The 17,412-nt window shown below is 36.1% G+C and carries 12 protein-coding genes and 2 tRNA genes; 10 read left to right on the forward strand and 4 right to left on the reverse strand.

All coding sequences use genetic code 11. The features are described 5' to 3' along the window. Nucleotides 1-59: 59 nt before the first annotated feature. From gor to gltX, 4 genes are all read left to right on the forward strand, one after another. Complete coding sequence (gene gor / locus ACFIMM_RS09040; protein ID WP_375620794.1) at nucleotides 60-1,451, forward strand: glutathione-disulfide reductase; 1,392 nt, start codon at nucleotides 60-62, stop codon at nucleotides 1,449-1,451. Between the two features lie 68 nt (nucleotides 1,452-1,519). Beyond that, nucleotides 1,520-2,899 (forward strand): class II 3-deoxy-7-phosphoheptulonate synthase, encoded by a 1,380-nt coding sequence (locus ACFIMM_RS09045; RefSeq protein ID WP_375620795.1) that lies wholly within the window; start codon nucleotides 1,520-1,522, stop codon nucleotides 2,897-2,899. Nucleotides 2,900-3,018: 119 nt separating this feature from the next. Next, nucleotides 3,019-4,680, forward strand: a complete 1,662-nt coding sequence (locus ACFIMM_RS09050) for an NAD+ synthase (RefSeq protein WP_375629641.1) — start codon at nucleotides 3,019-3,021, stop codon at nucleotides 4,678-4,680. Nucleotides 4,681-4,690: 10 nt separating this feature from the next. Then, nucleotides 4,691-6,064 carry a glutamate--tRNA ligase gene (gene gltX, locus ACFIMM_RS09055; RefSeq protein WP_273790689.1) on the forward strand — a complete coding sequence of 458 codons (1,374 nt, stop codon included), beginning with the start codon at nucleotides 4,691-4,693 and terminating at the stop codon, nucleotides 6,062-6,064. A 59-nt stretch (nucleotides 6,065-6,123) separates the two neighbouring features. Here gltX and ACFIMM_RS09060 read toward each other — a convergent pair whose 3' ends face one another. Together ACFIMM_RS09060 and ACFIMM_RS09065 are read right to left on the reverse strand one after the other, a co-directional pair. Further along, the gene (locus ACFIMM_RS09060; RefSeq protein WP_375682809.1) at nucleotides 6,124-7,527 is read right to left on the reverse strand and encodes a DEAD/DEAH box helicase; all 1,404 of its coding nucleotides are present in this window, start codon (nucleotides 7,525-7,527) and stop codon (nucleotides 6,124-6,126) included. A 145-nt stretch (nucleotides 7,528-7,672) separates the two neighbouring features. Next, nucleotides 7,673-8,446 (reverse strand): NAD kinase, encoded by a 774-nt coding sequence (locus tag ACFIMM_RS09065; RefSeq protein WP_375612145.1) that lies wholly within the window; start codon nucleotides 8,444-8,446, stop codon nucleotides 7,673-7,675. Between the two features lie 263 nt (nucleotides 8,447-8,709). On the opposite strand from ACFIMM_RS09065, the gene ACFIMM_RS09070 reads away from it, so the two are divergent. From ACFIMM_RS09070 to ACFIMM_RS09090, 5 genes are all read left to right on the forward strand, one after another. Continuing rightward, nucleotides 8,710-8,786, forward strand: a tRNA-Arg gene (locus tag ACFIMM_RS09070). A gap of 530 nt (nucleotides 8,787-9,316) precedes the next feature. Then, nucleotides 9,317-9,484, forward strand: coding sequence for a hypothetical protein (locus tag ACFIMM_RS09075; protein WP_375629647.1), 168 nt, complete (start codon nucleotides 9,317-9,319; stop codon nucleotides 9,482-9,484). A gap of 152 nt (nucleotides 9,485-9,636) precedes the next feature. Further along, nucleotides 9,637-9,741 (forward strand): hypothetical protein, encoded by a 105-nt coding sequence (locus ACFIMM_RS09080; RefSeq protein ID WP_375613508.1) that lies wholly within the window; start codon nucleotides 9,637-9,639, stop codon nucleotides 9,739-9,741. A gap of 140 nt (nucleotides 9,742-9,881) precedes the next feature. Further along, nucleotides 9,882-10,175 carry a hypothetical protein gene (locus tag ACFIMM_RS09085; protein WP_375653065.1) on the forward strand — a complete coding sequence of 98 codons (294 nt, stop codon included), beginning with the start codon at nucleotides 9,882-9,884 and terminating at the stop codon, nucleotides 10,173-10,175. A gap of 2,336 nt (nucleotides 10,176-12,511) precedes the next feature. Further along, nucleotides 12,512-12,640 (forward strand): hypothetical protein, encoded by a 129-nt coding sequence (locus ACFIMM_RS09090; protein WP_375629689.1) that lies wholly within the window; start codon nucleotides 12,512-12,514, stop codon nucleotides 12,638-12,640. A 622-nt stretch (nucleotides 12,641-13,262) separates the two neighbouring features. On the opposite strand, the gene ACFIMM_RS09095 is transcribed toward ACFIMM_RS09090, so the two are convergent. Then, nucleotides 13,263-14,831 (reverse strand): TerC family protein, encoded by a 1,569-nt coding sequence (locus ACFIMM_RS09095; RefSeq protein ID WP_375612149.1) that lies wholly within the window; start codon nucleotides 14,829-14,831, stop codon nucleotides 13,263-13,265. Between the two features lie 436 nt (nucleotides 14,832-15,267). On the opposite strand from ACFIMM_RS09095, the gene ACFIMM_RS09100 reads away from it, so the two are divergent. Beyond that, nucleotides 15,268-15,343, forward strand: a tRNA-Lys gene (locus tag ACFIMM_RS09100). Nucleotides 15,344-16,445: 1,102 nt separating this feature from the next. Here the strand turns inward: ACFIMM_RS09100 and ACFIMM_RS09105 are convergent. Further along, nucleotides 16,446-17,399 (reverse strand): YbhN family protein, encoded by a 954-nt coding sequence (locus ACFIMM_RS09105; RefSeq protein WP_375613484.1) that lies wholly within the window; start codon nucleotides 17,397-17,399, stop codon nucleotides 16,446-16,448. Nucleotides 17,400-17,412: the final 13 nt, after the last annotated feature.

Below are 17,412 nucleotides of genomic sequence, written 5' to 3' on the forward strand. Positions count from 1 at the left end.
TTCATTTGATAATAAAAGATCTTAGCCTACTCTTGCAGATGTATAAGAAGGAATAATTCGTGGGCTCTTTTGACTTTGATTTATTTGTTATTGGAAGTGGTTCTGGTGGAGTGCGTGCAGCACGGCTTGCTGGAGGTCTTGGCAAGCGGGTCGCTATAGCAGAGGAATATCGTATAGGGGGCACTTGTGTTATTCGTGGTTGCGTTCCCAAAAAACTTTATGTTTATGCATCACAATATGTAAAAGAATTTAAGAAAAGTGTTGGTTTTGGGTGGGAATATGCGGATCCAATTTTTAGCTGGGAAAAGTTGGTTGCAGCTAAAAATAAAGAAATATCAAGGTTAGAAGGGTTGTATCGTAAGGGATTAGAAAATAACAATGTGCATATTTATGAAAGTCGTGCTACTTTTATAGATGATCACACATTAGAGCTTTCTGCCACGGGTGAGCGGGTAAGTGCAGAAAAAATTTTGATTGCAACAGGGGCAAAACTTGCACCAAATACGTCCATAGAAGGCGGTGAATTTTGCCTTACTTCTAATGAGATTTTTGACCTTAATCAACTCCCAAAATCAATAGTGATTGTTGGTGGAGGGTATATTGGTGTTGAATTTGCTAATATTTTTCATGAATTAGGTGTAAAAACAACACTCCTTCATCGTGGTGATTTAATCCTTCGTAATTTTGATCATGATTTGCGGCAATTGCTCAGCGATGCAATGATTGAAAAAGGGATTTCTATTCTTTATGGCATAACAATTTCTAAAGTGCAGGCTGCAGAAAATTGTTATGAAGTTGTTTTATCAAATGGGAAAATAATCAGAGCCGATCAGATTATGTTGGCTACGGGGCGTGTACCAAATACAACGGGTTTAAGACTTGAGCGGGCAGGTGTTAAGGTGAATGAATTTGGTGCAGTTGTTGTTGATGAGAAAATGACAACAAATATCCCCCATATTTGGGCTGTTGGTGATGTAACAGGTCATATTCAATTAACACCCGTTGCGATTCATGATGCAATGTGTTTTGTTAAGACAGCATTTGAAAATATTCCAACAACACCTGATTATGATTTAATTACAACAGCAGTTTTTTCACAGCCAGAGATTGGAACGGTTGGTCTTTCAGAAGAGGAGGCGGTAAAGCGTTATAAGCGTCTTGAAATTTATCGTACAGTTTTTCGTCCTATGCGTAATGTTCTTTCTGGTAGTTCAGAGAAAATGCTTATGAAACTCATTGTTGATGGTGAAAGCCGTATTGTTGTGGGCGCTCATATTTTAGGGGAAAATGCTGGTGAGATGGCTCAGCTTATAGGGATATCTCTCAAGGGTAAGCTGACGAAGGATATCTTTGATGAGACGATGGCAGTGCATCCAACGATGGCAGAAGAATTGGTAACGATGTATAAACCAAGTTATATATATGAAAATGGGAAGAAAATAGAAAGTTAAACAGCATATATTGCGGTAAAAAGCTTTTGATATGCTAATCTGTAAGATTAATCTTTAGAGAGAGTGTAATGATAAAAGAATGGGCGCCTGACACTTGGAGAACAAGGCCAATTAAACAAGTTCCGACTTATCCGGATAAGTCTATGTTAGAAGATGTTGAGCGAAAACTGAGAAGGTATCCTCCTTTAGTTTTTGCCGGTGAAGCACGTGATTTAAAAAATGAATTAGCAGCCGTTGCGAAAGGCCAAGCTTTTTTATTGCAAGGTGGTGATTGTGCCGAAAGCTTTGCAGAACATGAAGCTGATAATATTCGTGATTTTTTTCGTGTATTTTTGCAAATGGCGATTGTTTTGACCTTTGGTAGTTCTAAACCGGTTGTTAAAATTGGTCGTATTGCTGGTCAATTTGCAAAGCCTCGCTCTTTTGATATTGAAAGAAAAGAGGGAGTTGAATTTCCTGCTTATCGTGGGGATATTATTAATGGCATTGAATTTGAAGCCGGTTCTCGTATTCCAGATCCGCAACGGATGTCTATGGCTTATCGCCAATCTGCGGCAACACTTAATCTATTGCGTGCTTTTTCACAAGGTGGCTATGCTAATTTAGAAAATGTTCACACATGGATGTTGAGTTTTGTTTCTAACAGTCCGCAGGGAGAACGTTATGAATTATTGGCAGAGCGTATTTCTGAAGCAATTGATTTTATGCGTTCTATAGGGATTACATCCAAAACACATTCTTCATTGCGTGAAACATCTTTTTATACCAGTCATGAAGCACTGTTGCTTGGTTATGAAGAGGCTTTGACTCGGATTGATTCAACTTCAGGAAATTGGTATGCAACATCTGGTCATATGTTATGGATTGGTGACCGTACGCGTCAGATTGACCATGCTCACGTTGAATATTGTCGCGGCATTAAGAATCCTATAGGATTAAAATGTGGTCCTTCCATTGAGCCTGATGAGCTTTTAAAATTAATTGATATTTTAAATCCTGAAAACGAGTTGGGGCGGCTTACTCTCATTACGCGCTTTGGTTATGATAAAGTTGAAAGTTATCTGCCTAAACTCATCCGTGCTGTTGAACGCGAGAAGCGTGCGGTTATATGGTCATGTGATCCAATGCATGGCAATACAATTACTGCCAATGGTTATAAGACGCGTCCTTTTGATTATGTTTTAAAAGAAGTAGAGAATTTTTTTGCAGTGCATCGTGGAGAGGGAACTTATCCAGGAGGCATTCATATTGAGATGACAGGTCGTGATGTTACTGAATGTACAGGAGGGGCGCACGCCATTTCTGTGGACGATTTATCTGATCGTTATCATACGCAATGTGATCCACGGTTAAATGCAGATCAAGCGTTAGAATTGGCTTTTCTTGTTGCTGAACTCCTTAAAAAAAATCGCGTGACTGAATCGTTAGCAATTGCTGCTGGGGGGTAGGCAAAAATTTGCCTAATATTTTTAGGTCATTATGGCAGAAAAGAATTTTAAAAAATGATGTTTCCGATGATGAAGAATAAAGTTGTGGTTGCTAAACTGATGAAATGATACAAAGGCTTATGAAAAATGATTTTCGGGTATCAATTGCCCAATTAAATCCTATTGTCGGTGATATTGAGGGGAATTTTTCTTTAGCTGTCATGGCGCATCAAAAGGCCAAAGAAGAGGGGGCTGATCTTGTTTTATTCACGGAACTTTTTATAAGTGCTTATCCGCCGGAAGATCTTGTTCTAAAACCTGCTTTTACAAAAACATGTGAAGAGACTGTTGAGAAATTAGCAAAGATAACCGTAGGCGGACCAGGAATTGTCATTGGTCTTCCATTAAGGCGCAATGGTAATATTTACAACGCTGTCATGGTTCTTGATGAAGGGAGAGTCATTGCCGAATGTTTGAAGTTTGATTTACCTAATTATGCTGAATTTGATGAAAAGCGTTTATTTTCTTCAGGTCCACGTCCTCAGCCTATTGTCTATCATGGAATTAAATTAGGAATAGTCATTTGTGAGGATCTTTGGAATGATTCCTCTCTTAGTACAGAGCTTAAAGATAAAGGAGCGGAAATTATTCTTGTCCTTAACGGATCTCCTTATTATCGTAATAAAACATTAAAACGTATAGACGTTGTTCATACACAGGCTCTACAATCTGGAGTGCCAATTATCTACGCTAATCAAGTAGGTGGTCAAGATGAGCTCGTTTTTGATGGTGGGTCTTTTGCCTTGAATGGACAAGGCAAAAAGATATTTCAAATGAAACACTTTGATAGCCATATTGCTTTAAGCCATTGGCAAAAAACAACGACGGGATGGCACTGTATTTCAGGTCCTAATGAAAGACTTCTCAATGGATTAGCGGCTGATTATCAAGCTTGTGTTTTGGGGTTGAAAGATTACGTTAATAAAAACGGCTTTAAGGATGTTATTCTTGGTCTTTCAGGAGGAATTGATTCAGCCCTGTGTACGGCAATGGCGGTGGATGCTCTTGGTGCTGAGAGGGTTCGCACCATTATGATGCCCTATCATTATACTTCGCAAGAATCATTAAAAGATGCCAAAGAATGTGCTGATCTTTTGGGATGTCGTTATGAAATCATACCGATTGCACAACCTGTTGAGGCTTTTTTAAAGACAATGGCACCTGTTTTTTCAGGGTTACCCTCTGACGTCACAGAGGAAAATCTTCAAAGTCGTATACGCGGTACACTTTTAATGGCGCTTTCAAATAAATTCGGCTCAATGGTGGTAACGACAGGCAATAAGTCAGAAATGGCTGTGGGATATGCAACACTGTATGGGGATATGAATGGCGGGTTTAATCCTCTTAAAGATATTTATAAAATGCAGGTTTATGCATTAGCGGAGTGGCGCAATAAAAATCACTTGCACAATTTGAGAGGACCAGAAGGAATGATCATTCCATCCAATATTATAGAAAAAGCACCCTCTGCAGAGCTGCGGGAAAATCAAAAAGATGAAGATTCTCTTCCGCCTTATCCTATTTTAGATGATATATTACAATATCTTGTAGAAAATGACATGAGTATTTGTGATATTGTTAAACGTGGACATTCACGAGAAACTGTTGCGAAAGTTGAACAGCTTCTTTATGGTGCCGAATATAAAAGGCGTCAATCTGCGCCTGGTGTAAAAATCAGTTACAAAAATTTCGGACGCGATCGTCGCTATCCTATAGTCAATCATTTTCGCGATAAAAATTGAGTATTATTTTATGGTTAAAGTTCGTTTTGCTCCCTCTCCAACAGGTTATATTCATATTGGCAATATCCGTATTGCGCTTTTCAACTGGCTTTATGCGCAAGCGTATAAGGGAGAATTTATTTTACGCTATGATGATACAGATATTGAACGTTCTAAACAAGAATATATCGATGCTATTGCTGTTGACCTTGAATGGCTTGGTATTCAACCAGATGCAATTTATTACCAATCCAAGCGATTTAATCGATATGATGAAGTGGCAGAAATTCTCAAACAACGTGGCCTTCTTTATCCTTGTTATGAGACAACAGAGGAATTAGAGCGGCGTCGTAAAATCCAGCTTTCACGCAAATTGCCTCCTGTTTATGACCGTGCAGCATTGAAGTTGACAACAGAAGAGAGAAAAAACTTTGAATCACAAGGTCGTAAACCCCATTGGCGTTTTCTTCTTCCTAATTTTGAAAGTGATCCTTTACACACAAAGCGAACAGAAGTTTGCTGGAATGATGCAATAAAGGGAAAGCAGACGATTGATTTAGCTTCTCTTTCAGATCCTGTTCTTATTCGTGAAGATGGAACCTATCTTTATACATTGCCGTCTATTGTTGATGATGTAGATATGGCTATTACGCATATTATTCGTGGGGATGATCATATTACAAATACAGGCGCTCAAATTGCTCTTTTTAAAGCTCTTAATGCAGAATTACCGGTTTTTGCTCATACCAATTTATTGGCGACAGTTTTAGGAAAAGGATTTTCAAAACGTAATAATGATCTTTCTATTCGTTCTCTACGGGAAGAAGGATTTGAATCTATAGCTGTTCAATGCCTTGCCGTTTTGATTGGGACATCGCAAAATGTGCATCCCTATCCCAATCAAGCTGCGCTTTTAGAGCATTTTAATCTCCAAGATACGTCAAGATCCGTTGCAAAATTTGATATTGCTGATCTTCTTGCTTTGAATAGTCATCTTGTCCATGAGTTAACCTATGAGGAAGTAAAAATGCGCCTTAAAAAACTTTCTATTGAGGGAGATAAGGCGGAATATTTCTGGAACGCGATAAGAAGCAATATTAATAAAGTCAATGATGCTGTTTTTTGGTGGAAAATCATTCATGATGAACAGAATTTTGATACAGTAGCACTAGAGGATCGTGCTTTTGTGCACCAATCACTCGATTTCTTACCTGAAGGTGCTTTGAATGAGGAAAGTTGGAAAATTTGGACAACAGCATTAAAAGAAAAAACAGGTCGAAAAGGAAAAGCTTTATTTATGCCATTACGTCAGGCACTTACGGGCATGGATCATGGACCTGAAATGGGAAAAATTTTGCAGCTTTTAGGGCGTGAAAAGGTAACGGAAAGGCTCTCTAGGAAATAAGAGCGGATTTTTTAAAAGTATTTCGTTCATTTCACTCTAAAAGAGAGTAGAGAACGGGTTTATTTACACGTTTTTATAAGCATGAAAGCAGGAATATCATCACCAAATCCAATAGGTGTGTAATTCTTATTTTTTCGTGAGCGTTGTTGCTCAGATGGCTTCTCCTTATTATTTGCATTTTTGATATATTCTGTTTTATTCTCTTCTACAGATTTTTTAGTGTGAGCAACAGTCTCTTTTGGAGTAGTTTTCTTTGATGGTTTTGAAGATTTTTTCTTTACAACAATATCTTCTGTTTGATCATCGGCTATTAAAGTTGAGAGATCTCCATTGAGCCATTCAATTTTTTCATTACTCATTTCCTCGATGGCATTGATATATTTTTGATCAGCTTTTGTAACGATTGTAAAGGCTTTTCCGCTACGATTTGCACGCCCTGTACGACCAATTCGATGGATATAGTCTTCAGCATGTGTAGGAACATCATAGTTAAATACATGACTTACAGCTGGAATATCGAGTCCACGGGCAGCAACATCAGAAGCAACAAGAAGTGTAAGTTTATTATTTTTAAAATCAGCTAGGGTGTTCATGCGCGAATATTGGTCCATATCTCCATGAAGTGCCCCTACATTAAAGTTATGTTTGATGAGCGATCTAAAAAGTTCAGAAATATCTCTCTTTCGATTACAGAAAATGATTGCATTTTGAAGCTCTGCACCTTCATTTTGGATAAGCTCTCGTAAAACCGCTCTTTTATCCCATGATTTATTTCCAGATTTGACAAGCCGTTGTGTAATTGTGGTAGCTGTTGAGGAAGCTTTTGTAACTTCAACAGATACGGGAGAATGTAAAAATTGTTTCGTTAGTTCTGTAATTTCTGGCGCCATTGTTGCAGAAAAGAACAAAGTTTGACGCGTAAAAGGGGTTAGCTTACAGATACGTTCAATATCAGGAATAAAGCCCATATCCAACATGCGATCAGCTTCATCAATCACAAGGATTTCAACGCCCATCAGGAGCAGTTTACCGCGCTCGCAATGATCAAGAAGGCGCCCTGGTGTTGCTATAAGAACATCAGCTCCCCGTTCAAGTTTGCGATCTTGGAGTTCAAAAGAAACTCCACCAATCAAAAGAGCAACATTTAAACGATGATTTATGCCGTATTTATCGAAATTTTCTTCAACTTGAGCTGCAATTTCTCTTGTTGGTTCTAAGATGAGTGTACGGGGCATTCGTGCTCTTGCACGACCTTTTTCAAGGAGAGTGAGCATAGGCAATACGAAAGAGGCGGTTTTACCTGTTCCCGTTTGGGCGATTCCTAAAACGTCTTTTCTTTGAAGGACATGCGGAATTGTTTCACTTTGAATAGGTGTCGGAGCTGTATACCCCGCTGATTTCACCGCATTAATAACCTTTGCGGAAAGACCTAAATCATCAAAACTGTTTAAAGATGGTATCATTTTTTTATCAACTGCTCTGTGATTTTAACTGCGCTATCTAATGATGATTATAACCAATATTCTACACTCTTTAAAAGTGTTAAGATGTTTTCACAAAAAAACTAACTATAACAATCATATACATATAAAACGCATAATACAATCATTAATAGCGAAATTGTTCTGATAAAATGCGCTCATCCCATGAATGATTTGAGTCAAAAAGGATTGAAGCTGTTACTTCTGTTGCCATTGAAATAGTAACTGAATGGACAGATTTAACTTCAATATTATCTGCAGCAGCGTTTACAGGGCGTTTGTCAGGTTCAAGCATATCAAAGCGCACTGTTACTGTATCGGGAAGCAAAGCTCCATGCCAACGCCGAGGGCGAAAAGGGCTAACGGGAGTGAGGGCCATAAGGGGAGCCATAAGAGGTAAGATAGGTCCTTGTGCTGATAAATTATAGGCGGTTGATCCAGCTGGTGTAGCGACGAGGACACCATCACAACTTAATTGTTCCATGCGTACGTTGTTATCAATGGTGATGCGAATTTTTGCCGCTTGATAAGATTGCCGAAAGAGGGATACTTCATTAATTGCAAGCGCCTCGATAGAATCTTGACATTCAGATTTTGCAATCATGCGCAGGGGATGGATTTCTTTTTTATGTGCGGCAGCAATACGATTGGGCAATTTTTTTTCATGAAATTCATTCATAAGAAATCCTACAGAACCTTGATTCATACCATAAATAGGTTTGCCTGTGTTCATGACATCTCGTACGGTTTGTAACATTGTCCCATCACCACCGATTGCAACAACAATATCAGTTTCTTCCAGAGAAGAATGACCATAAACGGAAATTAATTTATGGGTAGCTTTGATAGCCTCCTCAGTTTCTGCGGAAATAAAATGAAAGCGACTTGGTAATGTAGCCATTTAAAAATTATCCTGATACTTATAATTTATGTTGTAACTTATTTTTGAGAGTTTTGAAGTTGTAATAAAAGCTCTTTTTATAATAAAAAGAGCATTGAATAAAGAGAAGTTATTTCAAGGTAAAGTATCATTAAACAGTAAAAGGAATGCGTCGTTAGATAAATTACAAACGAGTAATTTTTTTATTAGAATGATAATTTAGCATTGAAGCTAAGAGTATGATTAGTTAAAAGACCATAACTGATTTTAATAATCAGTGTGAAGCACCCGTAGCTCAGCTGGATAGAGCGCTGCCCTCCGAAGGCAGAGGTCACAGATTCGAATTCTGTCGGGTGCACCAAATTCTTCAACTTCATATCATCCTAAATAACAAGATTACCTAAAAAGAAGCCAATTTCCTCTTTTATGAAAATGGTTATTTGAGTTGTTTATTAAGTTTTGCAGCGAATAAGCAAATGATTTTAAGAGAAGTAAAATTTACGGCTGCGTATATAATTTTTCGGTTAGTCATTTTGAATATCGAGATAAAAAAGCAAGGTTATCTAAATATGCTTTCAATTTAACTATAAACATTTAAAAAGTACATTTAATTCAATATGTTATTGTACAACTGATCTGGCGATGTTGATAGTAGATCGCTAAATATATTGTTTTGAGCATTAAAATAGATAGCTAAATTTGCTTTTATTCTATTTTTGGAGTTAAAGGCTGTTATGGTGATATGGAACGCAGATGAGGAATATCACCAGTTAAAGGAATAATAAGGGGGAAAAAACAACCGTCAAGATTTGAATTGTTTCAAAATGCTGTATTCGATATGGTTTTGATATGGGTATCTGGTGATTTCTCTATACACCAATACTGCCAGTTATGTTGGATGAAGGATTGTTTAGCTTTAATCAACTTTCTTATATACCGAACACTAATTATGGTGGTTATTTAGTTGGGAGTATGTTCTTTACGTTTGGCAGTAATTGGGATTATATTTCTTGCTCCTCGCATACTATCTTGTGCAGCTATAGTGATGAGTGCACTTAATTATTTTCATGGCGTTAACACTTAGTCCTTTTGATCCGTTTTGCTGCTGGTGTTGCGAGTGTAGCAATGATGGTTTTGGGTTCTATTATAGTCATACAGCATAGCCATATGGGCGGATTATTGCTTCGCTTTATGCAGGTGTAGGAGTTGGTATTCTACTACTAGGTAATGAATATGTTATTATTAGTTTGAACAGAGCGCTTGATGCAACAAACATTTGGTTTGGAGCTGGCTTAATGTCTGTTCAAAACTTTTAAAAACATACAGGTTTAATTATGATAACTATATCAAAAAACACCTCCGTTATTTCTTTCATTGCAAATGAAACCGCTCCTGTTAATCAGAAAAAACCATCCAAAATATGAATAGATCAATCAAATGGATTTCGTGACTGGTCATGTATATATATATATATTATCGCATTCGTGCTTTAAACGATTTTGGTGATGTAAAAAAAGCGATCTGGATGGCTTTTATTGAAAATGAAAGCAATCTCTCTCATGATGGTAATTGCTGGGTTGCTGATAATGTCTGTGTTGTAAAATCTGGTTGTGTTTATGAAAATATAAGGGGCTATGGCAATGCTGCCATTGGTGGCTATGTGTATGGCAATACCCTTATATGTGATAAAACCCATGTGTATTTTGGTGTTCATGTTTATGACAATGCTCATCTTTCTTATAACGTTTGAGTTTATCATTAAGCGCGGGTTTATGGGAATGCAAAATTATCCGGTAGTGCACGTATTCATAGCAATGCCGCGGTTTATGATCATGCGGTTGTTAGGCAAGGTTTACGGCAATGCTAGCGTGGGGTGTCATACTAAGGTCTACGGCTCTGTTTATGGCTATGCCAAGATCTCCTGATTATATCGTGATTAGAAGTAATGTATATGGCAATGCAAGAATAAAAAGACATAGCGATTTATATTCGGTTCCCATAAATTGAGAGGTTTATGAAAGTGATGATGTTATCAAGATTGATAAACAGAATAAATGACAGACGTGGAGGGTGCTTCTTTGATGGTTATAAACGCATCATAAAAGAAAGCTGTGCCAATTGATATGACGCTGCTTTTAAATAGAGGTACTACAGATCATACAAAAGAAGTCAATAATGAATGTATGTATACAAAACGTATCATATTGCAAACGCTCTATTCTATTGATTAAAACTGATCAAAAGGAACGTAAATGACAGATATGATCTTTAATCACTCATTTGAATTACAGAACCTATAAACACTTTATGTATGGCTATAAAGCGTATTAAGAATAACGCTCGCATTTTTGAAGTGGTCATTTGACACAAAGTACATTATCAAAATGTCTCAACGCTTGGTAGGTTCATATCAAGACAATCAAGAGAAAATGCGTATTAAGTAAATATTTGTAACAAAACCCGTTGTTTACATTTACGAACATTGGTTTTTAAAAGCAGCTTTTCATAAGACAATAAACAACCGCTTTTTATAAAATCTAAGGCTTTTAAACTGTTATAAATCTAGGTTTCAAACGTATTTATAGAGATATCATTTTATGTCTCTAAACGTTTAAACGTTCATTTAGTGAGGTTCTCATAAGCGTATTTTCACTTTGCATTTAAACATAACTTCTTTTCAAATAAGCCGCTCTATATTTGGGCTGGCAAAATTAACCAGCTCAAATTCGAGTTCGTTAACTTTAGAATAGAGCATTCTTTAAACATTGTCGCTTTTGACTCAAAATTGAGTAAAACACCATGCCTTTGTAATATGATTGCAATCCTTTTGAAATTTATCTACTTATCTTTGTCTTAATAAGTATCCTCAAATTTGAGGGGATTTCATTTGGTTTCGTATTTTTAAACTATAACTTTTAAAACGTTTTTTGCTTGTTTGCCTGCGTTATATCATTAAAAATCTTTTGATTTCTACGACATAACATTATCAATTTCATTACCTGTTGTGATGATAGTATCTATATAATGTCTGCTTATTATTGACTAACTTTTTAGTAAGCGGCGCTTTAAAATCGACTTGTCTTTAAATCCTTTTATGTGCCCTTAATGAATTAAAACCTATTCTATGATAGTTTCAAATGATTATTTCTTTTAAGGTTTAGCTCAAAAAAAGAGTAAACCCCATACCATTTTTTAAACGCATGCAATTTATGTTATCGATAATTTCAAACGATTACGTTTTTAATAATGCGATTTGTGTGTGATAAAAACGTATCATAAAATTTATGAACTGTTATGAATGATAGCTGCGTTCACTTCATTTGAATGTTTACATGCGTTTTATGGTCTATCCATACATGGTAATTGTTTATGAAAAATGGTTAATTAAATCACGTATAAAAGTGTAGATTTTAAATGGGATTCATATAAAATAATTTCACACAAACTATTGACTTTATTATATTTTTTTATGAATAAGATTCCATCTCGTTTAGACGTTACAAAAGAAATCACCAAAGGCCTTATTGATAAGATTCTTCTCTTACACGGCGTTATCACTTTTGTTTGCAAAAATCTGCTTCGCTTTTGACTTTTGATATGGATAAAATCTCTTTTGAGCTAGAGCAAAGAATTTTTTAATCATGGAGAGTGCAACAGTGCTCTTCAAAATCTTGATTGGTCTGTTGAAAAAATTAAAGAGGTAGATAATTATTCAGCACGTTATCAACTACCAGATTGTGAAGTACAAATTCTTTATAATGACGCAATTATCAAAGGTTATCCGTAATTTGATGTTGGAGTTTCGATTAGTACTGGTATTTTATCTGCAATTGATCCCTATCAATTCTCAGCACTTACAAGATCTACAACTTGATTTTTATAAAAAGGGGTTGAGAGTTTGTGAAGAAGGAATATATGCAGATTGGTTGGAATTAAGCTTGATTATGTCTTGAAATAGGCGATAGAAAGAATTGATCTTCATAAATGCTTTTATTCCAGATATGGAGCACCATCTTGGCGAAAGAATGAAGTTGGAGGCACATAAAGGTTATCAAGGTATATGATGCAGATTATAGCTTACTTCATATTGGTGCACTGTCTTTATTGGGTGATGTTGCAACCTTACAATCTTATTATCAAAGTTTCAGTGCAGAGGATCATTTAGGCTTTGATGAAAATACCCAACAGATTCATCTGAACGTGCATTGGCTTTAGTCAAAGAAGTGGTGAAATCTAAGCAGCTCAGCTACGCTTTAATTAAAAAGTAGCAAAAATATGAGCTATCTAGAAGAAAAACAAAGTTCTTAATAAGGGCCTTTCCAGAGAGGTGGAGTTTCATTCTTGCAAGGAAAAAAATAGCTAAATTTATCGAAACAAAAGCTAAGGAATAGCTCCTTAAGAAATATCAAGAAGATCTAAAAAGATTATAGGAGCCAGAGTCTGGTTTAAAGATGCCATCATCAGTTGAGTGAACTCAACAATGGTGGAGTTTTATCCATTGGCGGAAATCTGATGTTTGAAAGAGGCTTTCTTGATGTGAAGGTAATATTGTAATAAATAATTATTATAAATCAATATATTGTATATATTCATTGTTTTGAGATTAATGACCATTGACAAATAATTTTGCACCATTTTCTCTCTCCCAGCTTTTCGTCAATCATCAATGAAAATTTTTTATAATGGAAAGTTCATTGATAATATAACTTTTGTATGTCATTATTTTACGCTTAAAAAAATATAAAAATAATGAAATGCAATTGAGTTATCAACTGCTTATTCTTTTCAATTTTTAATCATAAAAAAATCTTTTTATTCATTTTGCTTGTAAAAAGAACTAGCTTTTTTCTGGTGATACAAGTGGAGAAATAAGGATTTTAGATATGTTTCTGCGTTCCATTTCAATCACTTTAAAGTGTAAACCATCAGTTTCAAAGCTTTCTCCCTCATTTGGTAAATGACCAAACTGCCAAAGCATAAAGCCTGCCAGAGTCGTATAACGATCTGCTTCATCCACAAGGTTACGCCCAAGATAACCACTTAAACGGCGGATATCAGCATATCCCTCAACAAGAAGACTGCCATTTTCAAGTTGTTCTGCGATCATGAGTTCTTCATCGTCATCAGGAAAGTCTCCTGCAATAGCTTCAAGAATATCGGTTGGTGTTGCAATTCCTTCAAAAGATCCATGCTCATCAACAATAATTGCAAGCTGAATCGAAGAATGACGTAATTGCTCCATCAATCGTAAAACACTTGTATTTTCATGAACAACGAGGGGTTCTCGCATAGCTTTTTTCCAATTAATCTTTTTCCCCTCAGCCAAATTCAAAAGAAGATCTTTTGTCAACGCAACGCCAACAAATTCATCCACTTTTTCACGCGCAAGAATTAAGCGGCTATGTTTAACCTTTTGTAATTCTTCACGCATTTCATTTTCATCAGCATTTAAATCTAACCACTCAATCTCATTACGCGGCGACATGATAGAGCGAACAGGGCGATCAGCTAAATCGAGAACACCACGAATCATCTCCTTTTCTTCTGGTCTAAACAACTCAGAAGCTGCGGCCTGTTCAGCAATAACATCTACAGTCTCAGCAAGGTGACTATCTTTGCTTCCTCCTCCTAAGAGCCTCAAAACAGCATCAGCTGTTCTACTGCGTAGATCATTCGTTTTAATCATTTTTTCACGGTTACGACGTCCAATTTGATTAAAAGCTTCGATGAGAACAGAAAAACCAATAGCAGCATACAAATACCCTTTTGGAATATGAAAACCAAATCCTTCAACAATGAGAGTAAAACCAATCATCATCAAAAAACCAAGACAAAGGATTACAATAGTGGGATGACGATTAATAAAACGCATAAGAGCACCAGATCCGCACATCATTACTCCCATAGCAGCTATGACTGCGATATACATAACTGCTGCCTGCTCTTTTGCAATCATACCTGTTGCGGTAATAATACTGTCTAGTGAAAAAACGGCATCCAGCACCACGACTTGGACGATTACTTGCCAAAAAACAGCATAACCAACGCCTGTTTTTCTTTCATGTGATACTCCTTCTAACCTTTCATGTAATTCTAGCGTTCCCTTTGCGAGCAAAAAGGCTCCACCACCGATTAAAATAAAGCTATGCCAACTAAATACAAAAGATGAAAGTGAAAGAATGACCCTATCGAGTCTCATAACCCATCCAATAACGGTAAGAAGGAAAAGCCGCATAATTAATGCTAAAGTAAGACCTATAAAGCGTGCGCGGTCACGCAAATGCAGTGGCAATTTTTCAGCTAAAATTGCAATAAAGATAAGGTTATCTATTCCTAAAACAATTTCGAGAAAAACCAGCGTGATCAAACCAAACCACGCATGGGGATCAGTGATCCATTCCATCATTCCTTACCTTTTAGAAGCTTAAAAGCGCGCGATTGACAAAAAAAATTCATAGTCTTTTATTCGTATATTGGATCATGAACATTGAATGTAAAAAACTTATATTCAAAGAAAAAAACAGCACAATATTGCTTGAATGCATGTGATTGTTGATAAAACAAAATGATGCCCCATCCCGCTTACAACCACAAGAAGGTTCCTCTAATTTTCGCTCGGGCATTATGCTCGATAATCCTCTAACTATAGGTTCTGTATAACAATCAGAACATTTATTTATAAAGCTTCTTATAATGGGTTTATTTTTATATAAGATCAAGTGGTGAATATCATATTTTTAACCTTACAGACAATGAGTTTATATAACAAACAACAAAATATCTGGACATCTATCCTTAGGAGCGTTATAGAAACGCTCATTCTCGTCTTTTGAGAAGCTTATGGGTGATTAGCTCAGTCGGTAGAGCAGCTGACTCTTAATCAGCGGGTCGTGGGTTCGATCCCCTCATCACCCACCATTTTATTTTATACCGTAAATAACTTATTGATTGCGTAATTTTTTTTTAAGGTACGAGTTGCTAAATAAAATTGGGCAGTAGGATTTCCCCATATCTGTTTGTTTAAAAGTGAAGATTGTTGATATAGCTTAGTCATCGGTGTTTGTACTTTTTAGGGGACTCAAAGAACTTCCAAAGGACATTTAAAGATCTTTTAATGCGTATTGTTTCTTTTTTTAAGTTGCAATTGGTAAGGAGAAGCCTCTTACCGACAATTGTGTTATTTAAAGGGGTATAAAAATCAACAGTTTTCACTTCTTTTAATATAAATTGATTAAATTTTTTTTGGATTTTTAGCATATTGTTTAAAGACAGAAGAAACTTTACACTTTAGTTGTGTCAGCAGCGTGGATATTTTTTGATAACTCTCCCGCTTAAACAAAAAACTTCTGTAACAATCATCAGTATTCCAAGAGGGTAAATCAAGCTAAAATAAAGTAGTTAGCTGGACATACAAGTAATAAAATTAGATCAGTTTAATTGTTTAAAGCTAATACCTGTTAAACGAAAGACAATAAACTTTAATGAGGCTTAAAGTTTTAAAATATTAAGCTGTGTGGTTACGCTATGCTGTCTTTCTGTTAGCTAAACCTCTAAAAATATAAATATTAAGAAAGCCACACAGATTCATTATAATATATTGATTTATAAAGAATTGATTATTCTTTATTTAAAAAAAACTTTACTATCATAAACTTCTTTTGTTTCAATCCCTCTTATAATGAATTAATTAAAATCATTCATTTTTGCATCATAAATGGGATTAATGTGTGGATAAAGACTATTGAAGAAAGGCATAAAAATAATTCTTATTAATGTTCTTAAGTGCTAAAAGTTATCATAACATTGGAAAAATAGTATAATGGCACAGGCTTGCTCTTTTATTAAGTATAAAGATGATGGTGCAACAATAGCTTTACTATTATACCATTTATGGGTATTGTTGTGTAATGGAGAAGAGCGTTGAAAGAGGTTTCTTAAAAAAGATATGTAAATTGGCAACACGATGGTGTTTTGTTCTTTTATAGGTACATAAAAAAAGAAGTCATTGATAGCCTTTTATTTATTCAGGTGGTGTTTTGGGGGCTCTTTTCCAATATTGTTGCGCCTCAAAAATGACGACCACAAATAATGAAAGGATGAGCGGTATAATCAAATAAAACATTCTAAAGACAATAAGTGCTGCAATAACATCGGTTGGATTTATATTGGGCATGCCTGTTATGAAAAGAGCTTCAAGAACTCCTACTCCTCCTGCTGGAGCATTAGAGAGAAGAGTTATCGTAAAAGACGCTAGGAAAACACCAAGAACAGAGATAAAATGAATATCTGCGTTATGTGGGAGAACAGCATATATAATTCCTGCTGCTCCTAAAAGCTCTAGAGGGCTAATGAGAAGCTGTTGAATAACAATTTTCAGTCGTGGATAGGAAAGTTGAATTTTCTTCCCCAAGCGTAAGGGCTTTAACTGAAGCCAGCTGCCAAACGTATAAAGTGCTATACAGCTGAGTAAAATTGCTCCAGCCGTTGTTCCGAGCCATTCAGGAAGTTCTTTATGAATGAGGGTGATAATTTCGGGTTGCAGCACCAAAACGATTCCCAAAAGTAAGATTGTGCCGATTACAAAAGTAAAAGAGCAAAAACCTACTAATATTGCGATTTCTGTTCCGTTTAATCCTTTCATTTTATAGGCGCGATAGCGTACAACGGCACCAGAAAAAACTGAAGCACCGATATTGTGTGAAAGAGCGTAGGTTGTAAATGAACATATAGCGATAAAAATCCAAGAAATTTTATGGCCTAGATGTTGCAAGGCAATTCGATCATATCCAGCAAGAGCAGCATAAGCTAGGAGAGAACATAAACAGGCTAATAACCAGTGCTGTGCATTTAAATTGCTCAAGCGCTCCAATACATCCCCAAATGAAATGGCAGAGAGCTTCATATAAAGAATTCGAATAGATACCAGCATTGCTAAGATACCAATCAATGGCCATATAAATTGCTTTATTTTCACGATTCTGTATCCA

The sequence above is a fragment of the Bartonella sp. AP258QHHD genome, from assembly GCF_042196145.1.
Taxonomy (GTDB): domain Bacteria; phylum Pseudomonadota; class Alphaproteobacteria; order Rhizobiales; family Rhizobiaceae; genus Bartonella.

Excerpts from the sequence above, each read along its gene's own strand:
- ACFIMM_RS09045 (WP_375620795.1), top strand. The coding sequence starts at position 1,520 with ATGATAAAAGAATGGGCGCCTGACACTTGGAGAACAAGGCCAATTAAA.
- ACFIMM_RS09050 (WP_375629641.1), top strand. The coding sequence starts at position 3,019 with ATGAAAAATGATTTTCGGGTATCAATTGCCCAATTAAATCCTATTGTC.
- gltX (WP_273790689.1), top strand. The coding sequence starts at position 4,691 with ATGGTTAAAGTTCGTTTTGCTCCCTCTCCAACAGGTTATATTCATATT.
- ACFIMM_RS09060 (WP_375682809.1), bottom strand. The coding sequence starts at position 7,527 with ATGATACCATCTTTAAACAGTTTTGATGATTTAGGTCTTTCCGCAAAG.
- ACFIMM_RS09065 (WP_375612145.1), bottom strand. The coding sequence starts at position 8,446 with ATGGCTACATTACCAAGTCGCTTTCATTTTATTTCCGCAGAAACTGAG.
- ACFIMM_RS09075 (WP_375629647.1), top strand. The coding sequence starts at position 9,317 with ATGTTGGATGAAGGATTGTTTAGCTTTAATCAACTTTCTTATATACCG.
- ACFIMM_RS09085 (WP_375653065.1), top strand. The coding sequence starts at position 9,882 with ATGTATATATATATATATTATCGCATTCGTGCTTTAAACGATTTTGGT.
- ACFIMM_RS09095 (WP_375612149.1), bottom strand. The coding sequence starts at position 14,831 with ATGATGGAATGGATCACTGATCCCCATGCGTGGTTTGGTTTGATCACG.